We start from the raw sequence: 13786 nt of genomic DNA on the forward strand, positions 1-13786 counted from the left end.
CTCCGACCTCGGCACGTCCCCCACGCAGCGTGCCGAACAGGCCCGCGCGGGTGGCGAACCGGGCCCGTCACGGCATCTGCGTGAGGTTCCCGAGTCGCCGGTGGAGAAGGAACCGAGCCGAGACCGCCGACCACGCGGGAGCCCGGCGTGAGGGCCGGACGGCCTTCTTCCGTCCCGCGACACCGCAACCTTTCGGTCAATCGGCTCGTCTCACCCAATACCGGAACACACATACCCCGGGGGACACCATGCGACGAAGCAAAACAGCCTGGGTGGCGGTCGTGCTCGCGGGCACCGCCTTGGGGACGGCCACGGCCGCGGCCGACGCGGCCCCGGTCACCGACGCACGGAGCACCGTGCGGAACACCGCGCACACCACGGCGTGCCCCACCGGCTGGGGCAGCCGCGACAAGACCCGCGTCGCGGGTACGACGACACCGGTGGAGGACGTCAGGACCGGACGCCACGCGTGCTTCGACCGGATGGTCGTCGACGTGCCCGGCGCGAAGGCCGGCCGCCTCGGCTACTTCGTCCGGTACGTCGACCGACTGCACCAGGACGGCTCCGGCCGCCCGATCACGGTGGGCGGCGGAGCCGTACTGGAGGTCCGGGTCGCCGCACCCGCCTACCGCCCGGCGACCGGCGCCGCCACGTATCCCGGCCGGGTCGGCCGGCCCCTGCCCGACGTCGACCTCACCGGATACCGCACCTTCCGGGACACCAGGTTCGCCGGGAGCTTCGAGGGCGAGACACAGATCGGTCTCGGCGTCCGCTCCCGGCTGCCCTTCCGGGTGCTGGCGCTGGACGGCCGCGTCGTGGTGGACGTCGCCCACTCGTGGAGTGCCACGCGCTGAGACCGAGCGGGCCGCGGTCATGGGCAGCGCCCTCCGGCACTCACCTGATCACTCATCTGATCGGCAAGGGGCCCACTTGATCGATCAGAAGGGCGGTCGGGTTAGCATATGAGCGCCGCCTAGCTCGAAAGATAGAGACGTGACTGCCAACGACGACTCGTTCACCAACTGGAAGAACCGCGAAGAGATCGCGGAATCGATGATCCCGATGATCGGGAAGCTGCACCGGGAGCAGGACGTCACGATCCTGCTGCACAGCCGTTCCCTGGTGAACAAGTCTGTGGTCAGCATCCTCAAGACCCACCGCTTCGCCCGTCAGATCGCGGGCGCTGAGCTGTCGGTCACCGAGACGATGCCTTTCCTGCGGGCCCTCACCACGCTCGACCTCGGTCCCTCGCAGATCGACATCGGCATGCTCGCCGCGACCTACAAGAGCGACGACCGCGGACTGACGGTGGAGGAGTTCACCGCCGACGCCGTCGCCGGGGCCACGGGCGCCAACAAGATCGACCGGCGCGAGGGGCGCGACGTCGTCCTGTACGGCTTCGGGCGCATCGGCCGGCTCGTCGCCCGGCTGCTCATCGAGAAGGCCGGCTCGGGCAACGGCCTGCGGCTGCGCGCCATCGTGGTCCGGGGCGGCGGGGAGCAGGATCTCGTCAAGCGCGCCTCGCTGCTGCGCCGCGACTCCGTGCACGGCCAGTTCCAGGGCACGATCACCGTCGACGAGGACAGCAGCACGATCCTCGCCAACGGCAACGCGATCAAGGTGATATACGCCGACGACCCGACGCAGGTCGACTACACGGCGTACGGCATCAAGAACGCCATCCTCATCGACAATACCGGCAAGTGGCGCGACCGCGAGGGCCTGTCGAAGCACCTGCGCCCCGGCATCGACAAGGTCGTCCTGACCGCGCCGGGCAAGGGCGACGTCCCGAACATCGTGCACGGCGTCAACCACGACACCATCAAGCCGGACGAGCGGATCCTGTCCTGCGCGTCCTGCACCACCAACGCGATCGTCCCGCCGCTGAAGGCGATGGCCGACGAGTACGGCGTGCTGCGCGGCCACGTGGAGACGGTCCACTCGTTCACCAACGACCAGAACCTGCTGGACAACTACCACAAGTCGGACCGCCGCGGCCGGAGTGCGCCGCTGAACATGGTCATCACCGAGACGGGTGCCGCCTCCGCCGTCGCCAAGGCCCTCCCGGACCTCAAGGCGAAGATCACCGGCAGCTCTATCCGCGTACCCGTGCCGGACGTGTCGATCGCGATCCTCAACCTCCAGCTGGCCCGCGAGGCCACCCGCGAGGAGGTCCTCGACCACCTGCGCGACGTGTCGCTGACCTCGCCGCTCAAGCGCCAGATCGACTTCATCAGCGCCCCCGACGCGGTCTCCAGCGACTTCATCGGCTCGCGCCACGCCTCGATCGTCGACGCCGGCGCGCTCAAGGTCGAGGGCGACAACGCGATCCTCTACCTCTGGTACGACAACGAGTTCGGCTACTCCTGCCAGGTCGTGCGCGTCGTACAGCACGTCTCGGGTGTGGAGTACCCGACGTACCCGGCCCCGGCGGTCTGATCCGGAGCAGAGCGGGTGTGCGCGAGGGGCGGTGGGGCCTGGCTTCCCACCGTCCCTCGCGCGTGCCGGGTCAGGGCGCTCGCCCCGGCTGCCGGTTGGCGTCCCGCTGTGCCTCCGCGACCGGGCTGTGCGCCACGGCCCCGCCGCCCGCCACCGACCGCGACGCCGGGCGGGACCGCCTCTTCGCCTGCCACCACCCGGCGCCCGCGGACGACGCGTGCGCCACCGCCTTCCCGGCGACGACGGTCGGTCCCGGCGGGCATCGCCGGCACCGCGTGCGCCCCCAGCGGGAGGTCGCCGTGGAGGCGGCCCCGAGCGGAGACTGACCGGCATCGGCCGACCGGGCCGGGGCATGAGTGTGATGGCGTTCTCCGCTCGGACGCCGTGTCGCACGACGCTCGGCCGGAACGAGAATGGGGCCATGGACGCACTGGTTCGGCGCTCGCCCTGGGTCGAGGTGCTGGTCTGGTGCGTCGCGGTGCTGAGCCTGACCGTCCTGGCCGCGGCCGCGGTCGTGCGCAGCACCGTGCTCGATCCGGAGTTCTACGGCCAGGTGCTGGAGGACGAGCGGGCCTACCAGCGGTTCTACGACGAGGTGCTGGTCGACCCGGGCAGTACGCCACTGGCCAGGGAACTGCTGCACCGGCTGCCCGTTCCGCAGTCGACCATCACCTCGAACCTCAAGGTCGTGATTCCTCCGGAGACGCTGCGGGCCATGGGCGACCGGCAGATCGCCGAGGTGATCCACTACCTGGAGGGGGACCGCGACGGGGTCCGGATCACGGTGGACCTCGAGCCCGTCGTCGCGAACGTCGAACGGCTCAGCCGCGCCTACTTCGGTGATGCCGTCGCCGCCCTGCAGCAACGGTCCGAACCGGACTTCCAGGCCTTCGTGCAGCGCCTGTCCGAACTGGTGGCGCAGGTGGTGGCCGGCGAGGCGCCGCTGGAGGGCCTGCCGTCGCTGCCGCTCTCCCACGGCCAGGCGGTCGCGGCCACGGACGCGCTGATGCGCCTGGTGCCGTCGGACGCGCGCGCCGTCACCCGACCCACGGTACAGACGGCGCTGGACCGGGGTGACGTGACCGCGGCGCTGGCCGCGCTCGCGCCGGTCGCGCTGACGGACCAGGTCCGGGCGGCCGCCGCGGAGCTGCTGCGGGACGCCGGCAGGGGCGCCTGGGTCATCACCGTCGATCTCGACCCCTCGCACGAGGCGCTGGCTCCGATGGACCGCGCGCGTTCCGTCACCCGCCTCTTCCAGGAGGTGGTGGAACCGGCGGCGGCCGTGCTCTGCGCCGCCGCGCTCACCCTGCTGTGGTTCTCCACGCCCTCCCCCGCCAAGCGCCGGCTGATGCCGCTCGGCTGGGTGCCGGCCGCCGCCGCCTCGCTGTTGGCGCTGTCGGTGCTCCTCCTGCGTCTCACACTGGGGGACGCGCTGTTCGACGCCCCGTCGTCGTGGCCGCCGGCGGCGTCGGATCTCCTCGGTGACATCCAGGCCACCGCTGTCGACCAGCTCCTGACCACCGCCATCGTCGTCGCGGTGATCCTGCTCGCCGCCGGCGCCCTGCTGATCACCGTCGGCTGGGTCTGGCAGACCAGGCCCGGCGTGCCGGTCCTCACCGATCCGCGGCACGGCCCCACCCTGACCTTCGCCGTCACGGCGTGCGCGCTGGTGGGCACGATGCTGGCACCGGTGGCGATCACCGGCACCTCACCGCGCATCTGCCAGGGCAGCGCCGAGCTGTGCGACGCCCGCTACGACGAGATCGCCCAGCTCGCGTCGCACAACGCGATGGCCACGACGGCGGACCGGTTCATCGGCCCCCTCCAGGACCCGGACGTCGTCGGCCAGCTCAACGCCGGGGTGCGCGTCCTGCTCCTCGACACCCACCGCTGGGAGCGGCCCGAGGAGGTGGCGGACCGACTGAGCACCTCGGACTTCTCCCCGGCGCTGCGCCGCCGGCTCACCGGGATCCTGGAGCGGGTGAACCCGCCCCATCCCGGTCTGTGGCTGTGCCACTCGGTGTGCGGCGCCGGGGCTCTCGAACTGACGCCCACACTGCGGCAGATCGGCGACTGGCTGCGCGCCAACCCCACGGAGGTCGTCACCCTGATCCTGCAGGACGGCGCCGACTCCGTGGCGAGCCAGAACGCCTTCCTGCGGGCCGGGCTGTCCGACCTGCTGTACGAGCCGGACGCGGACCCGGACCGGCCGTGGCCGAAGCTGGGGAAGATGATCGACAGCGGGCGGCGTCTGGTCGTCTTCGCGGAGAAGGCCGACGGGCCCGCGCCGTGGTACCGGAACCTCTACCGGTACGGCATGGAGACGCCGTTCGCGTTCCGCAGCCCGGACGAGATGTCCTGCCTGCCGAACCGGGGCGGCAGCGACAAGCGGCTGTTCCTGCTCAACCACTTCGTGACGGCCGGCGGCGGGCTGCGGCTGGACGCCGGGCTCGTCAACTCCCGGCAACGGGTGCTGGAACGGGCGCACACGTGCGAGCGGCAGCGCGGCAGACCGGTCAACTTCATCGCGGTGGACTACGCGACGATCGGCGACGCGCTCGGCGCGGTCGACGAGCTGAACGCCGAACGCCTGGAGGACGATTCCCGTTTCCCCGCCGGACGATCACCGGATAGGCTCCGCGACGCGCAAGGAACGCGCACGTCAGACGGGGGGCAGGGGACATGACGGACGATTCCGCGAGACCTGAGAAGGGCATGAGCGCGGCGGCTCAGGCGATCACCGCGGTGGTGGTGGTCGGTGTGCTGGCGGGCGGCATGTGGACCATCGCGCGGGCCGACGCGCCAAGCTCCGGGAAACGGGGGCCGGCCACCTGCTCGGCCACGGACGACGCCCCGCCGTCGAAAACCGTGTCCGGGATGCAGCTGTGTACGGCGCTGAACCGTCCGGACCTGCCGGCGCTGCTGGAAGTGCCCGAGGAGCCGGCGCGGAACGCCTACGGCAACGACGAGCCGACCGAACTCGCCGACGGCCGGAAGGTTCCGGCGCCCGAGGCGACCGTCAGGTTCGAGACCTACACGGTGAAGCTGTCGGCGTCCTACGACGATATCTCGGTCGCCGGGACGGCCGACCTGCTGGGAGAGACCGCGCAGGCGAGGAAGGTCCTGGGACGCGCGGCGGCCCTGTACTCGAACCGGACCATCGCCATTGCCTTCGGCGGCGACCGGGCGGACGCCGGCCCGGGCGGCATCGCCCGCAGCCTGTTGGTGGCCCGGGACGCGAAGGACAGCGGCGGCTCCTACGAGCTCTCCGTCTGGCGCGAGGACGGCATGCCGCCCGACGACGCGATGGTGCTGCGCGTCGCCGAGCGGGTGCTGCCGACGGTCCCGGGCTGGGCCGCCGGCTGATCTCACCGGTTGATCTTGAACTGGGATCCCGGTTCGATCGTCACGTCCTCCTCGGCCGAGTTGGTGATCGTGACGTCGGTCAGGGTGGCGCTGCCGCGGGCGCCGCCCATCGCGAGGATGCCGGAGCCGTTGTTCGACTTGTCGATGCGGACGTCGGATATCTTCACGTCCGGCATCGCGCCGCCTCCCGTCTTGAACTGGATGCCGTCATAGGTCGAGTCGAGGATCTCGGTGTCCCGGATGGTCACGCCGGGGATGTCCTGCCCCTGCGCGAAGAGGGTGATGGCGCCGAACTCCTGGTCCTCGTTCCAGAACGCGCCGCCCGTCCGGTGCAGGGCGTTGCCCGCGATGAGGGTCTGCCCGGAGAAGGGCAGCGGGTCGTGGTCGGTGGCGAGCATGATGCCGGGGTAGTTCATCGTGTCGGAGATGACGTTGTTCTCGATGGTGTTGCCGTAACCGCCGTACACCGCGATGCCGTTGGCCCGCCACGGCAGCTGGATCGTGTTGTTGCGGAAGTGGTTGTCGTGGCCGACGTCCACGGCGGTGTCCTTCACGTACTTGCTGGCCCACACCGCGAGCGAGTCGTCGCCGGTGTTGCGGAAGGAGGAGTTGTACACCGTGGAGTCGCGGGTGCCGTTGGCGAAGTTGATGCCGTCGGCGTAGGTGTTGCGGATACGCATGCCGGTGAAGCGGAGGCCGTCACCGGGTCCCCACAGCTCGGGGATGTTCGCGTAGTCGCGGCCGGCCCAGACGCCGACATTGGCGTGCTCGATCCACACGTTGCTGATCTTGGTGCCCTTGCCGAAGCGGCCGTTGAGGCCGACGCCGCCCTCGTGGTTGCCGTCGCCGCCGCGGATGGTGCCCGAGCCGAAGATGGCGAGGTCGGAGATCTGGGTGTTGTGGTCGATGTCGAAGCCGAAGTTGCCCTCGTGCGGGTGGTTGATGCCGCCGGCCTCGTGCGGCGGGGTCAGGGTGTGGAGCTGGGAGTGCCACATGCCCGCGCCGCGGATGGTGACGTCGCGGATGCCGACCTGGTTGTACTGGCCGCGGTTCTGCGGGTCGTCGGTGAGGATCTTCTGCTCCTGGCGCCACTGCCCGGCCGGGATCCACACGCAGGCGATCTGGCCGTTCTGGTCGGCGGTGACGGCGCGCTGGATGGCGTCGGTGTCGTCGAGCCCGTCGCCGGGGACGGCCCCGTACTCGGTGATGGAGGTGCAGTCGGCGGGCTTGGCCGCGGGCGGGGCGACCTGCTCCAGGTCGATCAGGTCGATGACGTGGAAGGCGGCCGAGTCACTGGCGTCGCGCTGGAGACGGAACTCGGTCCCCTGCGGGAAGGTCCTGGACAGCAGCGCGTGGGACTCGTCGAACAGGCGCCGCGCGTCGCCGCCGGGCCGGTTGGTGAGGCCCTCGGGGTCGTCGGTGTCGCCGTACAGCCAGCTGTGCTTGGACGACAGGTTCAGCTTCTGCACGAAGGTGCCGTCGGCGTAGAGGCTGATCGTGGCGTTCGTTCCCCCGCCGCCCGGGGCGTCCGGGACGGAGTTGCGGACCACGATGGAGTTGGTGGGCGTGGTGGAGGTGAACTCGACGTACTCGCCGGTGGCGTCGAGCCGGACGGACTCGCGGCCCGAGGACTCGGTGCCGAAGTTGGTGTGGCCGAAGGTGCGTTTGGCGTCGGTGGTGAGCAGGGTTCCGTTGTGACGGCCGTCCTCCGCCTCGTACTCGGTGTACGGCACGGCGGCGCCGCGTCCGACGACCAGGGACTTGGCGAGCACGTTGTTGTTCTCGTTGGTCTCGGTGACGACGCCGGTCGCGTCGGCGGTGGCGGAGAGGGTGACGCCGCCTCCGGTCGCCGTCCAGGTGCCGCTGATCGGCACGTTCACCGTGGCACCGGCCGCCACCGCGCCGGTCGTGCCGTTCAGGGTGGTGGTGCCGGCCTGGAGCCGGGTCACCGAGCCGGCCTCGACGGCGCTCGTGCCGCGGTTGTGCACGGCGACGGTGAAGGAGACCTTCGCGCCCACGGCCGGGGCGGCCGGGTCGCTGGTGATGGAGCGCACCTCCAGGTCGGGGCCGGGTGCCCGGTCGACGACGAGCCGGTCGGTGGCGGAGCGGCTGTTGTTGGAGTCGTCCAGTTCGGCGACCGTGTCACGCGGGTCCACCGCGGCGGCGACCGCGTAGCTGCCGGCCGCGTGGGTGCCGGTGGAGACGGCGACCTCGGCGGACTCGCCGGGGTCGAGGGCGGGTACCTCGGCGCTGCCGGCGGCCGTTCCCTCCACGGAGACCTCGGCGGTCGTCGCGGCCGAACGCGCGGTGCCGGCGTTGCGGACCGTGGCGTGCACGGTGACCTCGTCACGTTCGGAGGGATCCGCGGGTGACCAGTCGAGGCCGGTGACGGTCAGGTCGGGCGCGGGCGCGGCGGTGCCGACGACCTGGAACTCGGCGACCTGGCCGCCGGGCGCGCCGGTGTTGGAGAAGAACCTGAGCCGTACGTCGGACACGCGGCCGGCGACCGGGATGGTCACCGTGTTGTCCTTGCCCGGACTGAAGGAGTAGTCGGCGCGGGCGCGCAGCGAGGTGAAGTCGCTCCGGCCCTGCTCACGGCCGAGTACCTGGATGCTCTGGGTGCGGGCGGCCCAGACGGGGTCCGGGTCGAGCTTGACGACCGCGGCGCTGATGTCCGCGTCGGCACCGAGCTTCACGGTGAGGTCGGCGGGGTGGCCGGCCGCTTCCCAGTAGGTGGAGGTGGAGTCGTCGGTGGCGTTGGCCGCGACGTAGGAGTGCGTCGACGAGGTGGCCTCGACGGGCTTGCCGCGGGCCAGGTTGGTGCCGGCGGGGGGCGGCTCGGTGACCACTTCCTCGCCGTAGACCTCCAGTTCGGAGAGCTGTGCGGCGTTCCAGCCGGTGTTGCCGGTGACGTGGACGCGGACGTAGCGCGTGTCGGAGGGGGAGGCGAGGTCGACGGCGACGGTGTTGGCCCGGTCCGGGCTGAACGCCCGTGCGGCCGAGCCGGCGAGCGCGCGGAAGGCGGAGCCGTCGGTGCTGCCCTGGAGGGAGAGGGTCTGGCTGCGGCTCTCCCAGCCTGCGGGCAGTTTGAGGACCACCCGTTCGACGGTGCGGGCCTGGCCGAGGTCGACCTGCACCCACTGGGGGAAGGAGCCGGCCGGGCCCTCCCAGTAGGACGCCTGGGTGCCGTCGGTGGTGTTGCCGGCCGGGTACGCGCCGTGCGAGCCGCCCGCCGTGGCCGGACGGCCGAGGGCGAGGTTGACGTCGGCGGCGGCCGTCGCGGCGTGCGCGAAGGACAGCGGGAGCAGCCCGGCCGTCATCAGCCCGGCCACGACGGCGCCCGTCAGCGGCCGTCGGCCGAGGGGTCTCCATCTCATGGGGGTCCTCTGTTCCGTGGGGAGTCGGGGAGCGCGGCCGGTCGGCGGGGAGGGGAAGCACCGACCATGCGCGCCAATTGAGCAGTACAGTCGATTCTTTGCGGAAAGTGCGTCATCAGGTTTCTAGCGCGTCATCTGTTTGTCAACGGTCCTCGTGGGGGCGGGATTTGGCACGTAAGCAGCTTGCGTCACTTGCGGCCTCCTTGCGTTCACGCTGAACTGGTGGTTAGTCACTGTCGAGGCGAGAGGATGCCGTTCGAACCTCATCGTGCCCGCAAGTCATGCACGGGGACGAGAAACAGAAGGGCCGGCTCTACGCCCGTAGGCGTCGAGCCGGCCCTTGCCGGTGAGAGGGTCCCGGGGGGACGGGTCAGTCCGTGCCGAACTCCATGGCGGCGCGGTCCAGCAGTTCGTCGTCGCCGGAGACCTCGCCGCGGGAGGCGATGGCCTGCGCGCCGCCCTCCGGCATGGCGCCGATCAGCCCGGTCGAGGCGGCCTGGGCGGCACCGATGGCGGGGTTGGCGGTGCCGATCAGGCCGAGCCCGGCGTACTGCTCCAGCTTGGCGCGGGAGTCGGCGATGTCGAGGTTGCGCATGGTGAGCTGGCCGATCCGGTCCACCGGGCCGAACGCGGAGTCCTCGGTGCGCTCCATCGACAGCTTGTCCGGGTGGTAGCTGAACGCCGGGCCGGTGGTGTCGAGGATCGAGTAGTCCTCACCGCGCCGCAGCCGCAGCGTGACCTCACCGGTGACCGCCGAGCCGACCCAGCGCTGGAGCGACTCGCGGATCATCAGCGACTGCGGGTCCAGCCAGCGGCCCTCGTACATGAGCCGGCCGAGCCGCCGTCCCTCGGTGTGGTACTGGGCGAGGGTGTCCTCGTTGTGGATGGCGTTGACGAGGCGCTCGTAGGCCGCGTGCAGCAGGGCCATGCCGGGCGCCTCGTAGATGCCGCGGCTCTTGGCCTCGATGATCCGGTTCTCGATCTGGTCGGACATGCCCATGCCGTGCCGGCCGCCGATGGCGTTGGCCTCCATCACCAGGTCGACCGGGGAGGCGAACTCCTTGCCGTTGACCGTCACCGGGCGGCCCTGGTCGAAGCCGATGGTGACGTCCTCGGCGGCGATCTCGACCGACGGGTCCCAGAACCGCACACCCATGATCGGCTGCACGGTCTCCACGCCGGTGTCGAGGTGCTCCAGCGTCTTGGCCTCGTGGGTGGCGCCCCAGATGTTGGCGTCGGTGGAGTACGCCTTTTCCGTCGAGTCACGGTAGGGGAGGTCGTGGGCGAGGAGCCACTCCGACATCTCCTTGCGGCCGCCCAGCTCGGTCACGAAGTCCGCGTCCAGCCACGGCTTGTAGATCCTGAGCTGCGGGTTGGCGAGCAGGCCGTACCGGTAGAACCGCTCGATGTCGTTGCCCTTGAACGTGGAGCCGTCGCCCCAGATCTGGACGTCGTCCTCGAGCATCGCCCGGACGAGGAGCGTGCCGGTGACGGCACGGCCCAGCGGCGTGGTGTTGAAGTACGCACGCCCGCCCGAGCGAATGTGGAACGCCCCGCAGGTGAGCGCGGCCAGGCCCTCCTCGACCAGCGCCGCGCGGCAGTCGACCAGGCGCGCGATCTCGGCGCCGTAGGTCTTCGCACGGTCGGGCACCGAGGCGATGTCGGGCTCGTCGTACTGGCCGATGTCGGCGGTGTACGTGCAGGGGACGGCGCCCTTGTCACGCATCCACGCGACCGCGACCGAGGTGTCGAGGCCGCCCGAGAAGGCGATACCGACGCGCTCGCCGGTGGGAAGGGAGGTGAGGACCTTGGACATAGGAAGAGTATGCATGACAACGCATGGCCATGCAAAGCGTGGGTGGTCACCGGGCCGGCATCGCGACGTACTGGTACTCCAGGAACTCCTCGATCCCCACCGTGCCGCCCTCCCGGCCGAGCCCGGACTGCTTGACGCCGCCGAAGGGCGCGGCCGGGTTGGAGACGAGCCCGGTGTTGAGGCCGACCATGCCGACCTCCAGGCGTTCGCTGACGCGCAGCGCGCGGTCGAGCCCCTCGGTGAAGACGTAGCCGACGAGCCCCCAGGGGGTGTCGTTGGCGCGGCGCACCACCTCGTCCTCGTCGTCGAAGGTGAGGATCGCCGCGACGGGGCCGAAGATCTCCGTACCCATGAGGCGGCTGTCCGGACTGACGTCGGTGAGCACCGTGGGCGGGTAGAAGCAGCCGGGGCCCTCGGGCGTACGGCCGCCGCAGAGGACCCGCGCGCCGCGCTCCACCGCGTCGGAGACCAGGTCCTCGACCTTGGCCCGCCCGGCGGTGTCGATGAGCGGACCGACGTCCACGCCGTCCCGGGTGCCGGGGCCCACGACCAGCGCCTCCATCCGCAGGGCGAGGCGCCGCGCGAACTCCTCGGCCACCGAGCGGTGGACGAAGAAGCGGTTCGCGGCGGTGCACGCCTCGCCCATGTTGCGCATCTTGGCGATCATCGCGCCGTCCACGGCCACGTCCAGGTCGGCGTCGTCGAGGACGATGAACGGCGCGTTGCCGCCCAGCTCCATCGAGGCGCGCACGACCGTGTCGGCGCACTGGGCGAGCAGGAGTCGGCCGACCTGCGTGGAGCCGGTGAAGGACAGCTTGCGGATCCGTCCGCCGCGCAGGAGCGGTTCGCACACCTCCCCCGCCCGGGAGGTGGTGACGACGTTCAGCACGCCGTCCGGCAGTCCCGCCTCCTTGAGGATCGCGGCGAGGGCCAGGCTGGAGAGCGGGGTCTGCGGGGCGGGCTTGAGCACCATCGTGCAGCCGGCCGCGATCGCCGGGCCGATCTTGCGGGTGCCCATGGCCAGCGGGAAGTTCCACGGCGTGATCAGCAGACAGGGCCCGACCGGGCGCCGGGAGAGCAGCATGCGGTGGCGCCCGTCGGGGAGGATGCCGTGACCGCCTTCGATACGGACGGCCTCCTCGGAGAACCAGCGGAAGAACTCGGCCGCGTAGGCCACCTCTCCCCTGGCCTCCGCCAGCGGCTTGCCCATCTCGGACGTCATCAGGTGGGCCAGCTCGTCCGTGCGGCCGAGGATGATCTCGTACGCGCGGCGCAGGATCTCGCCGCGCGCCCGAGGTGCCGTACGGGCCCACTCCTCCTGCGCCTGGAGCGCCGCGTCCTGGGCCAGCCGGGCGTCCTTGGGGCCCGCGTCGGCGACCTGGCAGAGGATCTCGCCGGTCGCGGGGTCGTCCACGGGCATGACGGCGCCGTCGGCGGCGTCCGTCCAGGCCCCGCCGATGAACAGCCGGGTCGGTGTGCCGGTCATCAGGTCCCTCCTCGCCGTGTTCACCGGTCCGCCGCCGACGACGTGCCCGCCTCGACGGCGGCCGTCCACGCCCGGAGTCCCTCGTCGACGTCCGGCTCGCCGATCACCAGCGCCGGAATCATCCGGACCACCTGGTTCCAGGCCCCGCAGAGCAGCAACAGCAGGCCCTCGTCCACGGCGGCTCGCTGGACCCGGCCGGCGGTCTCGGGGTCCGGGTCGCCGTCCTCGGTGACGAACTCGCTGCCCAGCATCAGCCCCAGCCCGCGTACGTCCCCGATGGCCGGGGTCCGGGCCGCCACCGCCTCCAGCCCCTGGCGCAGCCGCGCCCCCATCGCCTCGGCGTTCTCGACGAGCTTCTCGTCGCGTACGACATCGAGGGTGGCGCAGGCCGCCGCGCACGCCACCGCGTTGGCGCCGTACGTGCCGCCCTGCGAGCCCGGCCACGCCTTGCGCATCAGCTCCTCGGAGGCGGCGATGCCGGACAGTGGGAACCCACTGGCCAGCCCTTTGGCGGTGACCAGGATGTCGGGGGTGGTGCCGAAGTGCTCGTGGCCCCAGAACCGGCCGGTGCGGCCCACGCCGGTCTGCACCTCGTCCAGGATCAGCAGGAAGCCGTGCCGGTCCGCGCGTTCCCGCAGGCCCTCCAAGAAGGCGCGGGTCGCGGGGACGTACCCGCCCTCGCCGAGTACCGGCTCGACGACGACGGCGGCGGTGTCGGCGGGCGAGGAGATGGTCTGGAGGGTGTAGTCGAGCTCCCGGAGGGCGAAGCGGGTGGCGGTCTCCTCGTCCCAGCCGTAGCGGTAGGCCGTCGGGAACGGGGTGACGACCACGCCGCTCATCAGGGGTGAGAAGCCGGACCGGAAGCGGGTGCCGGAGGTGGTCATGGAGGCGGCGGCCACCGTCCGGCCGTGGAAACCGCCGTGGCAGACCAGGACGTTGGGGCGGCCGGTGGCCTGCCGGGCCAGTCGCAGCGCCGCCTCCACCGCCTCGCTGCCGGAATTGGTGAAGAACAGGCTGTCCAACCCCGCCGGCAGCACCTCTCCCAGCTTGTCGACGAGGCGCCGCAGCGGCGGGTGCGTGACGGTCGTGTACTGACCGTGGATCAGCGTGCCCACCTGCTCCTGGGCGGCGGCCACGACCCTGGGGTGGCAGTGCCCGGTGCTGGTGACGCCGATGCCGGCGGTGAAGTCCAGATAGCGGCGGCCGTCCTCACCATGGATGTGGACGCCCTCGCCCCGGACGGCCACCACGGGCGTGGCCTGGCGAAGGTGCGGCGACAGTGCGGTCATGCTCGTCTCCCGG

General features: G+C 71.4%; 9 protein-coding genes. 5 read left to right on the top strand and 4 right to left on the bottom strand.

The genetic code is table 11. From position 1 onward, the window contains the following. Positions 1–248: 248 nt before the first annotated feature. From ACIQ6R_RS11830 to ACIQ6R_RS11850, 5 genes are all read left to right on the top strand, one after another. Complete coding sequence (locus tag ACIQ6R_RS11830; RefSeq protein WP_404220521.1) at positions 249–854, top strand: hypothetical protein; 606 nt, start codon at positions 249–251, stop codon at positions 852–854. A gap of 139 nt (positions 855–993) precedes the next feature. Further along, complete coding sequence (locus ACIQ6R_RS11835; protein WP_404220523.1) at positions 994–2439, top strand: glyceraldehyde-3-phosphate dehydrogenase; 1446 nt, start codon at positions 994–996, stop codon at positions 2437–2439. Positions 2440–2501: 62 nt separating this feature from the next. Next, entirely contained in the window at positions 2502–2765 is a 264-nt protein-coding gene (locus ACIQ6R_RS11840) for a hypothetical protein (RefSeq protein ID WP_404220525.1), read from the top strand. Positions 2766–2860: 95 nt separating this feature from the next. Beyond that, on the top strand, positions 2861–5125 hold the full coding sequence (locus tag ACIQ6R_RS11845) for a hypothetical protein (protein ID WP_404220528.1): 2265 nt from the start codon (positions 2861–2863) through the stop codon (positions 5123–5125). Between the two features lie 29 nt (positions 5126–5154). Continuing rightward, a complete protein-coding gene (locus ACIQ6R_RS11850) occupies positions 5155–5805 on the top strand; it encodes a DUF6215 domain-containing protein (protein ID WP_404220530.1) in 651 nt (216 codons plus the stop codon). Between the two features lie 2 nt (positions 5806–5807). On the opposite strand, the gene ACIQ6R_RS11855 is transcribed toward ACIQ6R_RS11850, so the two are convergent. The 4 genes from ACIQ6R_RS11855 to ACIQ6R_RS11870 all read right to left on the bottom strand — a co-directional run bounded on the left by ACIQ6R_RS11855 (position 5808) and on the right by ACIQ6R_RS11870 (position 13773). Beyond that, complete coding sequence (locus tag ACIQ6R_RS11855; RefSeq protein WP_404220533.1) at positions 5808–9182, bottom strand: CARDB domain-containing protein; 3375 nt, start codon at positions 9180–9182, stop codon at positions 5808–5810. Between the two features lie 370 nt (positions 9183–9552). After that, on the bottom strand, positions 9553–10998 hold the full coding sequence (argG, locus tag ACIQ6R_RS11860; protein ID WP_386310755.1) for an argininosuccinate synthase: 1446 nt from the start codon (positions 10996–10998) through the stop codon (positions 9553–9555). Between the two features lie 46 nt (positions 10999–11044). Next, positions 11045–12484, bottom strand: a complete 1440-nt coding sequence (locus ACIQ6R_RS11865) for an NAD-dependent succinate-semialdehyde dehydrogenase (RefSeq protein ID WP_404220535.1) — start codon at positions 12482–12484, stop codon at positions 11045–11047. A 20-nt stretch (positions 12485–12504) separates the two neighbouring features. Beyond that, positions 12505–13773: an aspartate aminotransferase family protein gene (locus tag ACIQ6R_RS11870; RefSeq protein WP_404220537.1), complete on the bottom strand. Its 1269-nt coding sequence runs from the start codon at positions 13771–13773 to the stop codon at positions 12505–12507. Positions 13774–13786 lie beyond the last annotated feature (13 nt).

The organism is Streptomyces sp. NPDC096048, from assembly GCF_044763415.1.
Lineage (GTDB): Bacteria > Actinomycetota > Actinomycetes > Streptomycetales > Streptomycetaceae > Streptomyces.